At 60.7% G+C, this 15873-nt stretch carries 16 protein-coding genes and 2 pseudogenes; 15 read left to right on the forward strand and 3 right to left on the reverse strand.

What is annotated here, in order from left to right; translation table 11 throughout:
* Nucleotides 1-106: pseudogene (locus BGO16_RS01855) on the forward strand (IS481 family transposase); the annotation flags it as partial.
* A gap of 146 nt (nt 107-252) precedes the next feature.
* Here the strand turns inward: BGO16_RS01855 and BGO16_RS01860 are convergent.
* Nucleotides 253-435 (reverse strand): annotated as a pseudogene (locus BGO16_RS01860) (helix-turn-helix domain-containing protein); the annotation flags it as partial.
* 289 nt (nt 436-724) lie between these two features.
* Here BGO16_RS01860 and BGO16_RS01865 point away from each other — a divergent pair.
* The 11 genes from BGO16_RS01865 (at nt 725) to BGO16_RS01915 (ending at nt 11988) form a co-directional block, all read left to right on the forward strand.
* Nucleotides 725-2848: a DUF4387 family protein gene (locus BGO16_RS01865; RefSeq protein ID WP_292616715.1), complete on the forward strand. Its 2124-nt coding sequence runs from the start codon at nt 725-727 to the stop codon at nt 2846-2848.
* A gap of 60 nt (nt 2849-2908) precedes the next feature.
* On the forward strand, nt 2909-4552 hold the full coding sequence (locus tag BGO16_RS01870; protein WP_292616717.1) for a thiamine pyrophosphate-binding protein: 1644 nt from the start codon (nt 2909-2911) through the stop codon (nt 4550-4552).
* 271 nt (nt 4553-4823) lie between these two features.
* Nucleotides 4824-5105 (forward strand): hypothetical protein, encoded by a 282-nt coding sequence (locus tag BGO16_RS01875; RefSeq protein ID WP_292616719.1) that lies wholly within the window; start codon nt 4824-4826, stop codon nt 5103-5105.
* Nucleotides 5106-5187: 82 nt separating this feature from the next.
* A complete protein-coding gene (locus BGO16_RS01880) occupies nt 5188-5517 on the forward strand; it encodes a hypothetical protein (protein WP_292616721.1) in 330 nt (109 codons plus the stop codon).
* Nucleotides 5518-5964: 447 nt separating this feature from the next.
* Nucleotides 5965-7221 (forward strand): lipase family protein, encoded by a 1257-nt coding sequence (locus BGO16_RS01885; protein ID WP_292616723.1) that lies wholly within the window; start codon nt 5965-5967, stop codon nt 7219-7221.
* A 97-nt stretch (nt 7222-7318) separates the two neighbouring features.
* Complete coding sequence (locus BGO16_RS01890) at nt 7319-8746, forward strand: DUF4403 family protein (protein ID WP_292616725.1); 1428 nt, start codon at nt 7319-7321, stop codon at nt 8744-8746.
* Between the two features lie 468 nt (nt 8747-9214).
* Nucleotides 9215-9634, forward strand: a complete 420-nt coding sequence (locus tag BGO16_RS01895; protein WP_292616728.1) for a thioesterase family protein — start codon at nt 9215-9217, stop codon at nt 9632-9634.
* Nucleotides 9635-9818: 184 nt separating this feature from the next.
* The gene (locus BGO16_RS01900; RefSeq protein ID WP_292616730.1) at nt 9819-10838 is read left to right on the forward strand and encodes a Dyp-type peroxidase; all 1020 of its coding nucleotides are present in this window, start codon (nt 9819-9821) and stop codon (nt 10836-10838) included.
* A 34-nt stretch (nt 10839-10872) separates the two neighbouring features.
* Nucleotides 10873-11100: a hypothetical protein gene (locus BGO16_RS01905; RefSeq protein ID WP_292616733.1), complete on the forward strand. Its 228-nt coding sequence runs from the start codon at nt 10873-10875 to the stop codon at nt 11098-11100.
* A 114-nt stretch (nt 11101-11214) separates the two neighbouring features.
* A complete protein-coding gene (locus BGO16_RS01910; protein ID WP_292616736.1) occupies nt 11215-11424 on the forward strand; it encodes a DUF2945 domain-containing protein in 210 nt (69 codons plus the stop codon).
* Between the two features lie 9 nt (nt 11425-11433).
* The gene (locus BGO16_RS01915) at nt 11434-11988 is read left to right on the forward strand and encodes a DUF488 domain-containing protein (protein ID WP_292616738.1); all 555 of its coding nucleotides are present in this window, start codon (nt 11434-11436) and stop codon (nt 11986-11988) included.
* A 183-nt stretch (nt 11989-12171) separates the two neighbouring features.
* Here the strand turns inward: BGO16_RS01915 and BGO16_RS01920 are convergent, their stop codons facing one another.
* Together BGO16_RS01920 and BGO16_RS01925 are read right to left on the reverse strand one after the other, a co-directional pair.
* Entirely contained in the window at nt 12172-12387 is a 216-nt protein-coding gene (locus tag BGO16_RS01920; protein ID WP_292616749.1) for a CsbD family protein, read from the reverse strand.
* A gap of 292 nt (nt 12388-12679) precedes the next feature.
* Complete coding sequence (locus tag BGO16_RS01925) at nt 12680-13540, reverse strand: alpha/beta hydrolase (RefSeq protein ID WP_292616740.1); 861 nt, start codon at nt 13538-13540, stop codon at nt 12680-12682.
* Between the two features lie 67 nt (nt 13541-13607).
* On the opposite strand from BGO16_RS01925, the gene BGO16_RS01930 reads away from it, so the two are divergent.
* The 3 genes from BGO16_RS01930 to BGO16_RS01940 all read left to right on the forward strand — a co-directional run bounded on the left by BGO16_RS01930 (nt 13608) and on the right by BGO16_RS01940 (nt 15803).
* Complete coding sequence (locus tag BGO16_RS01930; protein ID WP_292616742.1) at nt 13608-14102, forward strand: methyltransferase domain-containing protein; 495 nt, start codon at nt 13608-13610, stop codon at nt 14100-14102.
* A 33-nt stretch (nt 14103-14135) separates the two neighbouring features.
* Nucleotides 14136-14480, forward strand: coding sequence for a hypothetical protein (locus BGO16_RS01935; RefSeq protein WP_292616745.1), 345 nt, complete (start codon nt 14136-14138; stop codon nt 14478-14480).
* Nucleotides 14481-14555: 75 nt separating this feature from the next.
* Nucleotides 14556-15803 (forward strand): OmpP1/FadL family transporter, encoded by a 1248-nt coding sequence (locus BGO16_RS01940; protein WP_292616747.1) that lies wholly within the window; start codon nt 14556-14558, stop codon nt 15801-15803.
* Nucleotides 15804-15873 lie beyond the last annotated feature (70 nt).

Consider the following 15873-nt stretch of genomic DNA (forward strand, 5'->3'; position numbering starts at 1 on the left):
GACCCTCAAGGGGCTCACACCCTACGAGTTCATCTGCAAGGCATGGACCTCACTGCCCGAACCGTTCATCTTCAATCCGCTCCAGCAAATGCCGGGACCAAACAGTCCGCAGCGGTCGAGGAAGGTCCATAGCGTCGCCCGGCTGGCACATACGCTGCGTTCGGCCAGAAGCCGCTCCAGCAGCTCGCTGATCGTCAGGTCCGGCGTTTCCGCGATCAGCCCGAGAAGATAACCGCGGTGCGGATCGAGTTTCGAGCGACGTGGCTGGCCTTGCTTGTGCGCCGAACGGTCGCCGGCCTCGCGGGCCCTGCGAACCCACACGATCGCCGTGGCCTCGCCAATCCCGAAACGGGCTGCAGCCTGTCGTGCAGACGCGCCAGACAACGCGGCGTCGATTACGCGATCACGCAAATCCTGGCTGTAGGCTCGCGCCATGCTTCGCCCCCGTCGCTATCACGACAAAAGACTCGCATCATTCGCGCGATTTGTGAATCCCGTCCTGAATCGGAAATCAGCGAACCCGCTCTAGTATGGTTTAGGATCAGAAGTTCGCTTGAAGGACTCGCCGGAGAACTGAAGCGAACTTTTGAACCACTGCACCAGCTATTGGAAGCGGATATGGCCGTATAGCGAGACAGTATTTGTGCGGCCGACGGAGTTCGGGCTTCTTTCCGATCAATGAAAACACGGTCGTTGGATTGACCGGCGTTGAAGGATCGAAGCAATGGCGAACCTCGTTTATCGTGTGGTGTCTGCTTGTGGCGCGCTCGGCTACGGATACCCGAAAGAATCGCTGGACCTGGCGCTGAAGGGGCGCGTCGACGCGATCATTTCCGACGCAGGCTCGATGGACGCCGGCCCCTATTATCTCGGCACCGGCTCCGAATATTTCGAGCGCGACGCCGTGAAGCTCGATTATCGGCACATGGCCGAAGCCGGCAACCGGCTTGGCGTTCCTGTCATTCTGGGAAGCTGCGGCATGGCCGGTGGCGATCGCAACCTCGACTACATGCTCGATGTCGCCAAGGAGGTTTTCGCCGAGCTTGGAATTGTCAACGCCAAGGTCGCCGTCATCAGCGCCGAGCTGGATCCCGAAATCGTCATCCGTGAGCTCAAGGCGGACGCGCTGCGCTCCACCGGCCTGGGCCCCGAGTTGGACGAGGAGGCGCTGCGCGAAAGCACGATCGTCGGACAGATGGGAATCCATCCGCTGGTCACCGCGCTCCGGAGCGGTGCGCAATATATTTTCGCCGGGCGCTCGTGCGACGTCGCATTGTTCGCCTCGGATATGATCCGGCGGGGCATCGATGCCGGTCTTGCCTATCATGTCGGCCACGTCCTGGAATGCGGCGCCCTGGCTTGCGATCCGGGTTCGCCATCGGACTGTCTGGTCGCCGAGATCTACGACGATAACTCGGCGCTGTTCGTCGCTCCCAATCCCGCGCGCCGCTGCACTTCGTATTCCATCGCCGCCCATTCGCTCTACGAGGAGAGCCATCCGCAGCTTCAGTTCTATCCCGAGGGCGTTCTGGCGATGGAAAAGACGACGTTCTTCGCTCCCGATGCACGTACGGCTGGCATCCGCGATAGCCGGTTCGTTCGCGCCGGAAAGCCATGGCCCTTGAGTATCAAGCTCGAAGGCGCCCGGCGGCTCGGCGCGCGCAAGGTGTCGCTGCTTCACATCGACGCCGCCGATCTGCCAAAGCTGCCGGCCGATGTGCTGGTCTATGGCCGCAATGGCGTCCAGTCCAGGCCGGTTGCCGCCGGTCAGCGCGAACTCGGCATCATCATCGAGACCACCGCGAGGTCCGAGGAGGCGGCGGTGCTGCTGGCGAGCCTGCTCACCCACTACCTGATTCATTACGGCTATCCCGGGCGAAAAGCGACGGCTGGCAATATCGCCTATCCGCTCTCCCCCAACCTGGTCAGTTTCCGCAGGCCCAACGGACAGTTCGGCGCCATCGTTCCCAGCGGCACGCGGGATCCGGTGTTCTTCGCCAACTACGACAAGATCAAGATGGCAGTTATCAATCTGATCGAATCCGAGTTTCCAGCGGCGCTGAAGGATGCGACTTACCGCATCATCGACGCAGACGAGACGGCTCCCGCGGTTCTCGTGCGCACCATCGATCGGGACGAAGCCTCGCTTGCGGCGCGTCATGCCGCCGAGGTCGCGCGGATCACCAGTCTCGTCACGCCAAAATCAGGCTCGCTGGTCGGGCTTGACGCGGCCGACGCCTACGAGTGGACGCTCTACCATCTCCTGCAGAACGAGGATGTCATCAAGAAGATCATGTTCCCGATCGCCTATTATGACGCGAAAGGAGCGGACTGGACGCGGACCGGGACAGCGCGTCCCGAGTATTTCGACATCGGCGGTACCGGGTACCCCGGTAATTTGGACGATCGCACGCTATCGCTCATACAGCCCGTATCGGTCTCGGACCACCAGGTCGGCGAACATCGGCTGCTCGACATGGCGGTTGTGATTCGCTCCAAGGATGCCGGCATCAACAGGCTGACTTTCGATATCATCTTCACCTCGGCCGAGAACTACGAGATAGCGTTAAGTTCGAACGTGTTCACGCGGGAAAATGTCGGACATATTCTCGGCGTGCCGCCGGACCGCGTTGTTGGCGCCTTCTTCGTCGATACGTGCAACGCCATCAAAATCACGATCGACCGGCCAAATATTTCGAGCTCGCCCGATGAACGCGACGTGTTCGGCGCGCAGCAGCAGTCGGCGATCGAAAATCTCGCGGTGCCTGTCTATGCCCGGGCGCTTGCCAGACGTCCTCGCTCTGAGCCGAAAACGTCCTTCGCGAATTCCTTTGCCGCGCCACGATGAAGCCGGTCCAGCGCGCGGCGCGAGGCCGATATTGAGACAGTTGTCCGATTGGAGATTGCAATGGCCGTTACTGTAATCCGGCATGTGCTCGAACGCCTGAAGGAGATCGGCATCACCGACGTCTTCGGTGTTCCCGGCGATTATGCATTTCCCATCAACGACGCCATCTGCAACGATTCAGCCATGCGCTGGATCGGCTGCTCAAACGAGCTCAACGCGGCCTATGCAGCAGATGGCTATGCCCGCGTCAAAGGAATGGCCGCCCTGTGCACGACCTACGGGGTCGGCGAACTCAGCGCGATCAATGGAATAGCCGGCGCTTATGCCGAACACCTGCCGATCTTTCATCTGGTCGGCATGCCGGGAATGGCGACCCAGGCCTCGCGAGCCATCGTGCATCATACGTTGGGAAATGGCGAGTATGACCTGTTTCGCCGCATGACCGAGCCGCTCGTATGTGCCTCTGCGGTCATGACGCCTCAAAACGTCGCCTATGAGACCGAGCGGCTGATCGCCGAAGCGCTTTTCCATCGCAGGCCGGTCTACATGGCGTTCCCGGCGGACTACGCCAATCAGCCCGTGCTCGGTTCAAGCGGCGCAATTCCAGCCCCCGCAAGCAATGAGCCGGCGCTGGATGCGGCGACCACAGCGATCGCCGCGCTCTTGGACAAGGCGCGGACCGCCTGCGTGCTGCCCGGCATTCTGGTCGCGCGCAACGGCGTTCAAATGGAAATGCAGGAAATTATCGACAAGGCCGGCCTTCCGTTCGCGACCATGTTCATGGACAAGGCGGTGCTCGACGAGCAGCAGCCACTCTTCGTCGGGATGTATGATGGCGCGATCATGAGCGAAGAGGTGCGGGCCTTCGTGGAGAGCCGGGATGTCGTTCTGACGGTCGGCGCACTGGCATCCGATTTCAATACCGGCGCTTTCACGGCTCGCCTCGATCTGGACAAAACTGCTGCCATCGGTCATCATCATGTGCATGTCGGCGGAAAGACCTACGCGAATGTCGGGATTCGCGATGTGCTCAAGGCGTTGGCAAGCAAGCTGGCCTGGCGTGACTGGCCGAGAATTCGGGCTCGATCTTTTGACAAAAAGCAGGGCAGCGGCGCCGAGCCGATCACGGCGAAGGCGCTTTACCCGCGCTGGGCCGCGTTTCTCAGATCGGGCGACATCGTCGTGGCCGAGACGGGGACTGCATCGATGGGACTCGGTTTCGCGCCGATGCCAAAGGGCGCGGTATTCCACAATCAGACATTGTGGGGCTCGATTGGCTGGGCGACGCCGGCCGCCGTCGGCGCAGCCGCCGCTGCGCCTGACCGGCGCGTTGTGCTCTTCACGGGCGAGGGCTCGCATCAGCTGACCGCACAGGAAGTCGGACTGTTCGGCCGGATGGGCTTGAAGCCCGTGGTCTTCGTGCTCAACAATGGCGGCTACCTGATTGAGCGGCTGCTCTGCGAACGTCCGGAGATCACCTATAACGACCTGGCCCGGTGGCGCTATGCCGAGCTGCCGCATGCGCTCGGTTGTGACGGTTGGTTTACGGCGCGCGTCACGACCTGCGAGGAGTTCGACCACGCCCTCGATCGCGCGCGCAAGGCCGAGAGCGGCGTCTATATCGAGGTTGTGACAGATCCCTATGCGGCTTCGCCGCTTGCGCAGAAACTCCATGAAAACGTCGAGTCGCTTTATCGGAGCTAGCTGGCCGTTGTACGGCCTCGAGCCGTGCAGCCTTCCGTTGCGTTCACAGGAATTATCCTTCGCTTTTGAAAGCGCCCTCGATGTCCAACGTCGTCTATCGCGTCGTCGTGGTCTGCGGTGCGTCCGGCTACGGCTGCCGCAATCAAGATTTCCATCGATGGGCCGAACCTCTCGGCATCGGGGGATGAACGGGATGTGCTCGGCGCGCACCGCCAGCGCACGATCTCGGGATTTTAGACGGTCCTTAGTTGAAACAAGGGAGAGAACTTCTATGTCCAAAACCTTCTTCCGTGCCGCGGCGATGATGGCGGTCATCATCGCGGCCGCACTCACCGCCGCACCGCCTGCAGCCGCGCGAGACGGCTGCGGTGCTGACCGATACCGTGGACCGGGCGGCGCCTGCCACTGGTTCGGCAACGGCCCCTATCCGGGCGGCTATTACGGCCCACGCAGGATGGCGAACCGCTGCCCTCCCGGCTACTGGCGAGGTCCATGGGGTCATTGCCGCAACACGCCGTATCACGGCCGGCTCCCTGGCGGCGGCTGGCAATAGGCAACGCATTCGCGGCCGCGCGATTGATGTTCCGATCGCGCGGCTCTCGCTCCATGGACCATGCAGAATCGAGCTGAATTCGATGTCCGAACGAATAGGGATTCGCGCGCGAGCCGACAGCCTGGCTTCACACATCCTGCCGGTGTCCGGCACGATGATCGGCGTATGTACGACCTTGATCGGACTGGTCAAGCTCGCGGAAGCGAAGTACGGGCCGTCGGATGTCGATGAATATGCGGCGATCGCGGCAGTGACGTTCCTTGCCAGCGCCCTGACGTCTTATCTTTCGATCCGCTGGTCCAACCGCGCTGAACTTAGCGTTTGGATCGAACAGATCGCCGACATGATTTTCTTTTGCGGCCTGATCGGAATCACGTTGGTGGCGACCCTTTTTGCATATGAAGTGATCTGAGCCTGTCAAATACCCTATTCAAGTGAGGGCGTCCTCCCTCTCTGAAATATTGCCATCTGAATTCAATCGTCATGGGAGATTGGACCATGCTACCACGATTGATCAAAAGTATTTCTTTCACGTTGGCGATGATCTCAATCGGCGCGGGACGAATTCGCCCAAGGCACAATGCAACGACAGAATCCATGCCGGCCCGACGTCTTCAAGCTGTGCGGCAGTTACATCCCGGATGTCGATGCGATCGTCGCGTGCCTTCGCGACGACGCCGCAGGCCTGAGCGGGCCGTGCCACGAGGTCATGTTCTGGCCATGTCGAACAGGACAGCGACGAACAGACAGCGTGCATCCGATCCGACGATAGGCGCCGGGCCCGCTTATCGATAGGCACGTCGGCGATGTTGCGGGGGCGTGCGCCTTCTTCCATCGATTGATCCAGCGTGAGGCTACCATGAAGGTTCCAAAGAAACCCCGCGCTGACGCGCCGCAACTGGCCCGCTGGTTCGGCGCGCTGCTTGGTGCGGCGGTGCTATCGTGTCCGGCGGCGCCGGCACGGGCGCAAACCGCATTCTATGAAGCATCCGCTCGGGAGCTTGCCGGACCGCCCGGCAGCCTGATCCGCTCCGAACCCATGATGTTCGCACCGGCAGGCGCCCAAGCCTACCGGGTGCTGTATCGTTCGGCCGGCATGCACGGCGAGCCGATTGCGGTATCCGGCATCATCGTGGTCCCGCCCGGTCCGGCGCCCGCCGGTGGCCGGCCGATCGTGGCCTGGGCGCATCCGACCACCGGCGTGGTGCCCCGTTGCGCGCCGTCGCTCGCAATCTTCGCATTCCAGCAGATGGCGGGTCTGCGCCGGCTCATCGAGCAGGGTGCCGTGGTTGCGGCGACCGATTATCCCGGCCTCGGGACGGTTGGCCCGCATCCTTATCTCGTCGGCGACAGTGAAGCGCGGGCGGTGATCGATTCCGTGCGCGCTGCGCGCAATCTGCCCGGTGTCGGCGAAGGTAATCGCTTCGCCGTGTGGGGACATTCGCAGGGTGGGCAGGCATCGCTCTATACCGGGCTGATCGCCAAAACCTATGCTCCGGAGTTACGCCTGGTCGGGGTCGCCGCGGCGGCGCCGGCGACATCGCTCGTGACCCTGATGGACGACGATTTCAAGACGTCCGGTGGCAAGAACCTGACGGCAATGACCCTGTGGTCATGGTCACGTGTGTATGGAGCGCCGATCGATAAGGTCGTGTTGCCTCAGGCGATGCCGACTGTCGACCGGCTGTCGACCGAGTGCATCGAGTCGATCTTCGACCTCCTGGAGCGGCGGCGGACCGAAAAGCCGCTTGAGCAGACCTTCCTCTCGGTCCCCAGCATTGCTACCGTCGAGCCATGGCGCTCGCTGGCCGTCCGCAATACGCCGGGTGCCTTGTCGCCGCAGATTCCGCTTTTTCTGGCGCAGGGCACCGCCGACAATATCGTCCGCCCCGAGGTGACTCGGGCGTACTTCCAGCGGCAATGCGAGGCCGGCGGCAAGGTCGCCATGATGTGGGTTCTAGGCGTCGGACACGGTCTCATCGCGCGGGACAGTGCTGATACCGCGGTCAGCTGGATGATGGATCGCTTCGCGGACAGGCCTGTGCCAAGCGATTGCGGCAAGCCGGTTTCTGCGACGACCGGGCTGAAGTTTCCGCCCGACAGCGGCAGAGACTAACGTCGCGCTTCGTGCCCGGCGTGCTCTCCGCCCGTCGCGGCGCTGTTCGGGGGGATTGTTTCCCATGAATTTCGCGACCTGAAGATCGAGACCAGTCATGAAACCGCACCATAAGATCTACTGCCATCCGATCCGGCGTTGCATCGGCGCAGCGCTCGCTGCCGTCGTTCTCATTGGATCGACTTGTGCGGCGTCGGCTGCCGAGAAACCGCCGCTGGTTCCCGACACCATGATGCCGTTCAGCACGGATTCCCGCATCTCGGCGAGTATCGAATTTGATCTGCGTACGCTCGCCGCCGACATCGAAAGAGACATTCCCCGCCGTCTCGCGAGCGTCAACGAAAAGATCAGCTGCGTGCACAAGCGCGTGCTGTTCTTGCGGGTCAACGCCAATTGCGACGTCTGGGGCTATGTCGAGCGGTCAGGGTCGGTCTCGCTGTATGGTCGCGGCGACCACATCTATGGTTCGGTCCCGATCCATGGCGTGATCGAAGGGCAAGGCGCGAACAGGATCACCTCGCGCATTCATGGAGAGACAGAGGCCAGCGCGACGATCGAGGCCGAGGCGCATCCTCGGCTCGGTCGCGACTGGTCGCTCGACCTGAACGTCGGCGACGGCTTTCGCTGGAGCGAGCCACCCGTGCTTCATGTGATGGGTCGTGAGATCCCGCTGGCGAAGTACGCCGAACCTCGCATCCAGGCTCAGCTTCGTATCGTCAGGTCGCGCGCACGAGCGGCTGCGGGCCGCCTCAATCTCCGCGACAAGGCGGCAGTCGCCTGGCGGCACGCATTCGAGCCGATCCAGCTTTCCGATCAACCCGCCATATGGCTGCAACTCGCGCCGCAGAACGCCGCTTTCGCCGGTGTCCGTGCCGATGCAAAGGTCTTGCGGGGATCGCTCGAACTGACCGGCGCTGCGACGACCGTTGTCGGCCAGCCTCCGTCGCCAGTCACGGCCACGCCGCTGCCGCCCCTGGGCCACGACGTCGATGAACCTGGCACGTTCGACGTCATTCTTCCGGTCAAGATCGGCTACGACACGATAAGGGACAGGCTGAAGCAGGCGGTCGCGGCGATGCCGGCGGTGCAAGGCGTCTCAGTCCGTGACATCGACGTCTACCCGTCATCCGGCAAGCTGGTGCTTGGTTTGCGCATAGCGAAAGCTTCCGAGACGGATCCGGCCGATGGTAAATGGATTTATCTCACCGGCGGAATTCAGGTCGATGCGGACGGTCATGCCGTTCGCTTTTCCGATCTCGCGGTGATCTCGGACGACGACGCGCTCGCTCCGTTGATCGCGCCGATTACGGCTGAGCTTGGATCGAAGGTCAGTGTCGACTACGGCATTGCCTACGAGAATTTGCTGAATGCCGCCAATTCCAGGCTTACCCGGTCTCTGAAGGATGGCTTCCGTATGGAAGGGCACCTGTCCTCCGCGCAGCTTGAAAAGATCTATCTGCCAGCAGACGGCATCGTGATCGCGCTGCGCGCCAGCGGGACTCTGAAGATTCTCTACGGCATGTAGCAGGCCCTGATTGTGGTGGACCGCAGGCGCGCACGTGCGGACTTGCATGCTCCCTGTTGAGCGACGAGGCGGCGCCTCCGTATTACCAGCCGCCAGCATAGCATCCTCGCTGGTCGTCCCGTCGCGATCTCCAACCAGATTTTCCGGAGTTCGGGTCGCCCCACTCCTGGTGGTCGTCCCGGCGACGGCAACGGCTCCCGTGCAAGCGGCGTGATTGTCGCTTTTGGATGATCGTAACCCCGTCGTTCAGGTGCGATAAGCCAAGCAAAGCCAGACCGTTTCCACTGTCCCCGCCGTTTGGCCAGAGCGAGCACCTGCCTCAAGATCGGAAATGACGCGGACTTGGGATCGTCCTTGAAAAAAAGGCTCCGCAATGACATAGCGGTACCCAGCGTCATCTTCACCGATGCGCCATTTAGTACAGTGTTGTGGGTTGCGTCTGATGCAAACGAACATGCGACGTAAGCAATGACCACCATACCGCTCGGAATAACAGGAAGCTTCACGCTTGACGTGAAACCGGAGCATCTGGCGAGCCAGGTCAAGAACCCGACGCTTCCGCATGTACTCGCGACGCCGGTCATGATTCTGGCGATGGAGAATGCAGCGCTGAGTGCCATTGCCGACTACCTGGAACCAGGGGAACGAGCGGTCGGCACGGCGATCGATGTTCGCCATCTTGCCGCGACCCCGGTTGGATTGCGCGTTGTCGCGACCGCCGTCGTCACGAAGGTCGACGGGCAACACATTGTTTTCGACGTGACCGCGCATGACGGAATCGAGGAGATCGGAAAAGGCACGCATCAGCGCATGGTCATCGATCTCCATCGATTGCAGCAGCGTCTCGACGCAAAGAGCGCTCGAGCGGCGGCAACCCGGGAAAACTAAAGGCCGCGAGCGACTTCTTCGGGTGTGGGCGAGGGTTCGACGCAAAGCCTTGCAACTTGACGTGAGCCAAATGCGGATACGATGTTAACCTCGCGCATCGGCGAACGAGCGGGGCTGTCGATGTTCGAGGGGTGTATGATGGCTTCAGCGGAAAGCGCCGGGCAGGTTCAGCAAGGAGTGTAAGGTGTCAACTATCGTATCACAGCCGGTCTTCGCCAAACTCACGCGGGCCGCCATTTTTCTTGTCGTCACCATCAACGCCGGGAAGGACAATGAAGCAACAGTGCGAGGCTTGTGTGGCGATCTGTCCTCGCTATTGCGCGCAGTCGGCTTCCGTGATCTCGAGGGCGACCTGCTGTGCGTCATGGGGTTCGGTGCGGCCGCATGGGACCGGCTTTTCGGTTTGCCGAAGCCGCAGGATCTGCATCCTTTCCGCGAGATACGCGGCCAACATCACGCCGTTGCAACTCCCGGCGACATTCTCTTTCATATCCGCGCAAGGCGCATGGATCTTTGTTTCGAGTTGGCGTCGCAGATCATGTCACGTCTCCGCGGTGCCGTATCGACCGTCGATGAGGTTCACGGGTTCACCTACTTCGACGATCGCGACCTGATTGGCTTTGTCGATGGGACAGAGAGCCCGAGCGGACAAGCGGCGATCGATGCGACGCTCATAGGCGAAGAGGACGGTGCCTTTACCGGCGGCAGCTACGTCATTGTCCAGAAATATATTCATGACCTGCAGGGATGGAATGCGTTGCCCATCGAGGAGCAGGAAAACATCATCGGCCGCCACAAGCTGTCCGACATTGAGCAACGTGAGTACGTGAAGAAACCCTATGCGCACAATGTCCTCACCTCGATCGAGGAGAACGGCGAGCAGCTTCAGATCGTGCGCGACAACATGGCCTTTGGCGACGTCGGCAAGGGTGAATTCGGCACCTATTTTATAGGCTATGCGCGGTCGCCGCGACGCATCGAAAAGATGCTGGAGAACATGTTCATCGGCAATCCGCCCGGCAATTACGATCATCTGCTCGATTTCAGCCGCGCGGTCACAGGCTCGCTCTTCTTCGTGCCGTCAGCTACATTCCTCGACGCCGTCACGCCGGAGGCCGTATCTTCCGCGGCGCTCGCCGACGCCCCCAGCAAGCTTGAGGTGGAAGGTGCCCCTCTCACGCGCTCGCCGTCAGGTCATGGGTAACTGGGCATCGGGTCTTTGAAAAAAGAGACGGAACATGAATGAGAATTCGCCATTATTCATGTCAGAGGATGGTCTCAGGACGACAATAGAACCGGCCGACTCCGAATTGCGGGAGAAGTATGAATCGCTCATACGCGAGAATTATGAGCGCTGCCATCCCGATGACACGCTGGACGATCTGAAGCACCGTGCGCGATTTTCCAAGGAAGACCAAGGGCTATTGCGTGACTGGATGGCTCTTGCCGTCCGGCTGGTGCGGTAAAAGGTGCTTCCCAGGCATCTATCATGCCGCCGATCGGATCTGGTCGCAGGCCTGGGCTGTTGGATCAGAATGTCGAGGAAGAAAGACGTGCTTCCGGGAGAAAGGATTCGTGAGATGACGAAGAAATTCGAGATCGGCGATCACGTGACCTGGAATTCCGAGGCTGGCCGGGTATCAGGCACGATCATCGCCATTCATACCAGCGACTTTGATTACAAAGGTCACACTCGCCACGCCTCCGAAGGGGACCCTCAATACGAAATCAAGAGCGACAAGACCGACCATATCGCAGCCCACAAGGGCAGCGTCCTCGACTATGCGTGAAGCCGACACGTGAAGCTGCCGTTCTTCACCATCGGCCATTCCAACCGGAGTCTCGAGACGTTTGTCGAACTGCTGAGCGGGCCGCAGGTTGAACGCGTCGTTGACATCAGGAAAATCCCGATGTCCAGAGCCAATCCGCAATTCAATAAGGATGCGCTCGCCGAGGCCTTGGCGGCCGTCCAGATTTCGTACGGACATATCGCGGCTTTGGGCGGTCTTCGTGGACGAGCGCGGACCGTGCCTCCAGACGTCAACGGTTTTTGGACCAACAAAAGCTTTCACAACTACGCTGACTATGCGCTGTCAGCCGAATTCCATCATGGTTTGGAGGAACTGCTTCATGAAGGGCGTGAGCGCCGCTGTGCGATCATGTGTTCCGAGGCTGTGTGGTGGCGCTGCCATCGTCGGATCGTCACAGATTATCTGATCGCCCGTGGGGAAACGGTTTTTCACATCATGGGTCAGGATCGTCCGGAGCCTGCTCACCTGACACAGGGAGCGGTCGTTCGACCCGACGACGTTGTTGTCTATCCGGCTCCGCCGACCGGATCGGGAGATAATTAGTTCCGATCACGATGTCGTCATCGTCCGCGCTGGTCCAGCGGGCGAGGTCCTGCGCAAGGCGTACTTGCGCGACGGTGTCGTCGCAGGCGGCCGGTTTACAATCCATCGCGCGACGCGAGAAAGACGTTGCACCGGATGCGGGCGGATAAAATAAATGCCCCGCCGGAGCGGGGCAATTCCAGTTTAGCGTGTTTCAAACTCCGCCTTCATCCAATCGTCGACGGCCTTTTTTGATTGCATTTCATGATATCCATACAGCTTTTGCAGCTTCCCTTCGAGCATTTCGCGCTTGCCGTCGATTTCAGCGAAGTCGTCGTCAGTCAGCTTGCCCCACTGCTCTTTGACCTTGCCTTTGAACTGCATCCAATTTCCTTTGATCCGATCATCCCAGTCCGCCATAGGGCTCATACTGTTCATGCTGCTCTCCTCTGTTGCGGTGAAAAACTGTCCAGAGGTGATCTTGTTCCACGCTTTCCCGGAGGCGGCGGTTCCCGTCGGAGGGGGATCATGGACGTCCGAGGCTCGATCGTCCGAAGCTGGATCGGCCACCGAACGAGCCGCATCCATAGGACGCGACGCGAGGGACGCTGTGTAAATCCTCGATCTATCCCTTGACATATATCGACGACGTGCCGAGCATCGCCTTAACGACGCGTGGCGTCCGTCGGCAGAAGCCCCCTGCGTGCCGCGCTCAAGCGACCGTTCGGATTTGTGGCCGCGTTGGAGTGTCGATACGGCTGGAATTGATGTCATCAAGAAAGCGGAACAGCAATGGATTGAACCGCTCGGGCGCTTCGAGGAAGGGCGCGTGGCCGACGCCGTCGATGATATGGCAGCGGTGATCCCAGAGCGTTTCGTAGGCGATACCTGCGACGTGGCCGAGACGTACAAACGGCTCTTCAGAACCGTTGACGACGGCAATCGGTGTCGACAGGTTCTCGACGATCCAGCGTTGATCGACGCCGAGCCCGGCCATCAATCCACGCCCCAGGATCGGGCGTGCGCGACGGTCGGTGCGGGCGATTGCATCGTGGAATTGCGCGGCGTGCTTTTCCCCGACGCAGGCGCGCGCGAACCGGTTGATCTCGTGCGCAGTCAGTACGCGTTTGGTTGCGAGCAACAGATCAAGCTGGGTCTGAAAGCCGCGGACCATCCCCAGAATGCCCGGCTTGATTGGCGGTGCTCCGATAAGCATGACGCCGGCGGCGTCAAAACCCTGGCCGATCATTTCGAGGCTGATATGTCCACCCAGCGACCAGCCGACGAGCACCGCGCGCGTGATATCCAATGAGCGCAGGGCCTCGATCAGCGTGGCGGCATAACCAGGAACCGTGTAAGCCTGTTGGGGCTCCCGCGCGTCATCAGATTGCCCGTGCCCGAGCAGATCGATCGCGACAAGATGCTGTGTCGTCGCCAATGTTGTTTCGAACTGATGCCGAAATACGTCACGACAGGTCGAGTTTCCATGTAAAAATACGACAGGCGTGCCGTTCCCTGGACTTTCCAGGAAATCCATCCGCCCCTGTGACGTATCGATCTTGCGCGACAACATCGCCTTACCTCTGTGTCCAGCTTAGGCAGGACAAGGTGTAAGGATGTTAAAGATTTAGGAGACATTTGTGAGTTATTCGGCAACTCCCCCCGAAGCCGGCGCCGCAGCGGTCGAACATCAGGATGGGAAGACCCGTGCAGACTATGTGCTGGGTCATTCCGAACGAGAACTCGAAAGGCTTGCCCGCCAGGGCGCGCTATTCTCTGATCTGACGCGTGATCTTCTCGTGTGCGCCGGGCTGAGAAAGGGAATGCAGGTTCTCGATATCGGTTGTGGCGTTGGCGACGTTTCCCTGATTGCGGCAGACCTTGTTTCCGGGGAGGGGGCCATACAGGGGATCGATCCGGCCGCCGAGGCGCTGGCGATCGCGCAGGCGCGACTCGACGCCCATGGCAAGACATGGGCGAGCTTTTCGCAAGGGACTCTCGAAAGCCTTGAGGATTGCTCCCGATTCGATGCGGTAATCGGCCGTTTCATCCTTGTCCATCTTGCAAATCCGGCCGAGGCGCTGAGCGGGCTGCGCAGCCGGTTGCAGGCGGGAGCGATCATGTCGTTCATTTAATTCGATCTGAGTACGGCAGCGGTCTACCCGCCGTTGACGCTTCCCCAGCAATGCATCGGCTGGATCGGTGAGGTTTATCGCCGGATGGGGCGTCAGCTCGATATGGGGGTGGCGCTGTTCAGTGCTTTCCGCGCCGCAGGCTTGACCCCGCAGATGGTCGGGCTCACCAGGATCACAGCGGCCAATGACGAGGCGGGGATCGACTTCCTGGTCGAATCCGTGCGCAGCTTGCTGCCGGTGGTTGTGAAGCTGGGAATAGCGACCGAGGAAATTGTGGGGATCGATTCGCTGCGCCAGCGGCTCCTTGAGGAGGCTGCCTCCGACGACCATTGCGTTTTCTACCCCCGCCTCGTGGGGGCATGGGCGACTGTGCCCTAATTTTTTATTAATTATTTATTTCCAACTTTCTGGGAAAGATGGCGGCAGATTAGAGTAACCGGTTGGGGGGGGACTTTGAATCTGAGACCGATAACGTCGTATGTATGCCGGAGCGCGCTGACGGCAGTCTGCCTTGCGTTTGCGACCCAGGCGCAGGCAGGGGCATTTGGCGTTCGCACGCAGAGCGCGGAAGGTCTCGGAACGGGGATTGCCGGCGTTGCCGCGGGCAGCGCATTGTCGTTCAGTTACTGGAATCCTGCGGCGCTGTCGGCCATCAAAACAATCGAGATCGAGGGGGTCCTGAATGGCTTTTTCCCGTCGGTCGATATCGACCCTGCTGGCGGGGGCTCCGTCGGGATCGGCAGGAACGCGCTGGTGCCGGCCTCGTATCTTGCGCTGCCGATCAACGACCGCATGACTTTCGGGCTTTCCATCTCAAGCCCGTTCGGGCTTGCGACGAGGACACCAGACAACTGGGCCGGACAGATCTACGGACGTAACTCCGATATTTTCTCGGTCAACGTCAACCCGATGTTGTCCTATCGGGTCAACGACATGCTGTCGATCGGCGCCGGTGTCCAGGCCCAGTATTTCCGGGCGAACCTCTCGCAGGCGACAGGTCCCCTTCCGGGCTCTCCCAGCGCCACCCTGAAAGGTGATAGCATGGGGGTAGGGTTCAATCTCGGGATGCAGCTACGGCCATGGACCGGCGGCTCGATCGGCATTGGCTATCGTTCCGCGATTAGCGAAGGCCTGGAGGGTGATTTGAGCATGTTCGACACGAGCATGCCCGCTAAAGCCACCCTGCGCACACCCCAGCTCGTCAACTTTGGTGTTCGCCAGGAGCTGACGGATCGTTTCCGTGTAATGGGCACGGTTGAATGGACGGACTGGAGCAGCATCAACGTTGTTCCGGTCTATAGTGTCGGGACCGGCGTGCAACTGACCACGCTGCCGCTTCGCTACCGCGACGGCTGGCTGTTCTCCGTGGGCGGTGAATATGACCTCAGCAGCCAGTACACCGCGCGGGCGGGCATCGGATATGAGATCGCTCCCGTCAACGATATGAGTCGCGATGTGCGGATGCCGGAACCGAACCAGATGATTCTGTCGGCGGGCCTTGCCTATCGCTACAGTGAGCGGATGGCGTTCGATCTCGCCGTCACGCAGTCGATCGGGCTTGGAAGCGGGGCGATTGCGATCGGTCCGGGGGATCCTCGCTTTCTCGGCCTGCCGTTCTCTGCGACGTCGAGTCTGAACGCAACGATTGTCTCGGTGGGCCTGAAGCTGAAACTCGATGGTGCGTCGTTCGCCGCTCGCTAGGGTCCGTACTCAATAAGGATTCCCACGAGCGGGGCTATGTGATTCAAGCTTTCCATGATCTGGGGGCTTG

The organism is Nitrobacter sp. 62-23 (assembly GCF_001897285.1).
GTDB lineage: Bacteria > Pseudomonadota > Alphaproteobacteria > Rhizobiales > Xanthobacteraceae > Nitrobacter.

What these genes read in the sequence shown, in the direction of transcription:
- BGO16_RS01875 (WP_292616719.1), top strand. Translation starts at nt 4,824, where the DNA reads ATGTCCAAAACCTTCTTCCGTGCCGCGGCGATGATGGCGGTCATCATC.
- BGO16_RS01870 (WP_292616717.1), top strand. Translation starts at nt 2,909, where the DNA reads ATGGCCGTTACTGTAATCCGGCATGTGCTCGAACGCCTGAAGGAGATC.
- BGO16_RS01910 (WP_292616736.1), top strand. Translation starts at nt 11,215, where the DNA reads ATGACGAAGAAATTCGAGATCGGCGATCACGTGACCTGGAATTCCGAG.
- BGO16_RS01880 (WP_292616721.1), top strand. Translation starts at nt 5,188, where the DNA reads ATGTCCGAACGAATAGGGATTCGCGCGCGAGCCGACAGCCTGGCTTCA.
- BGO16_RS01905 (WP_292616733.1), top strand. Translation starts at nt 10,873, where the DNA reads ATGAATGAGAATTCGCCATTATTCATGTCAGAGGATGGTCTCAGGACG.
- BGO16_RS01895 (WP_292616728.1), top strand. Translation starts at nt 9,215, where the DNA reads ATGACCACCATACCGCTCGGAATAACAGGAAGCTTCACGCTTGACGTG.
- BGO16_RS01920 (WP_292616749.1), bottom strand. Translation starts at nt 12,387, where the DNA reads ATGGCGGACTGGGATGATCGGATCAAAGGAAATTGGATGCAGTTCAAA.
- BGO16_RS01865 (WP_292616715.1), top strand. Translation starts at nt 725, where the DNA reads ATGGCGAACCTCGTTTATCGTGTGGTGTCTGCTTGTGGCGCGCTCGGC.
- BGO16_RS01885 (WP_292616723.1), top strand. Translation starts at nt 5,965, where the DNA reads ATGAAGGTTCCAAAGAAACCCCGCGCTGACGCGCCGCAACTGGCCCGC.
- BGO16_RS01925 (WP_292616740.1), bottom strand. Translation starts at nt 13,540, where the DNA reads ATGTTGTCGCGCAAGATCGATACGTCACAGGGGCGGATGGATTTCCTG.
- BGO16_RS01890 (WP_292616725.1), top strand. Translation starts at nt 7,319, where the DNA reads ATGAAACCGCACCATAAGATCTACTGCCATCCGATCCGGCGTTGCATC.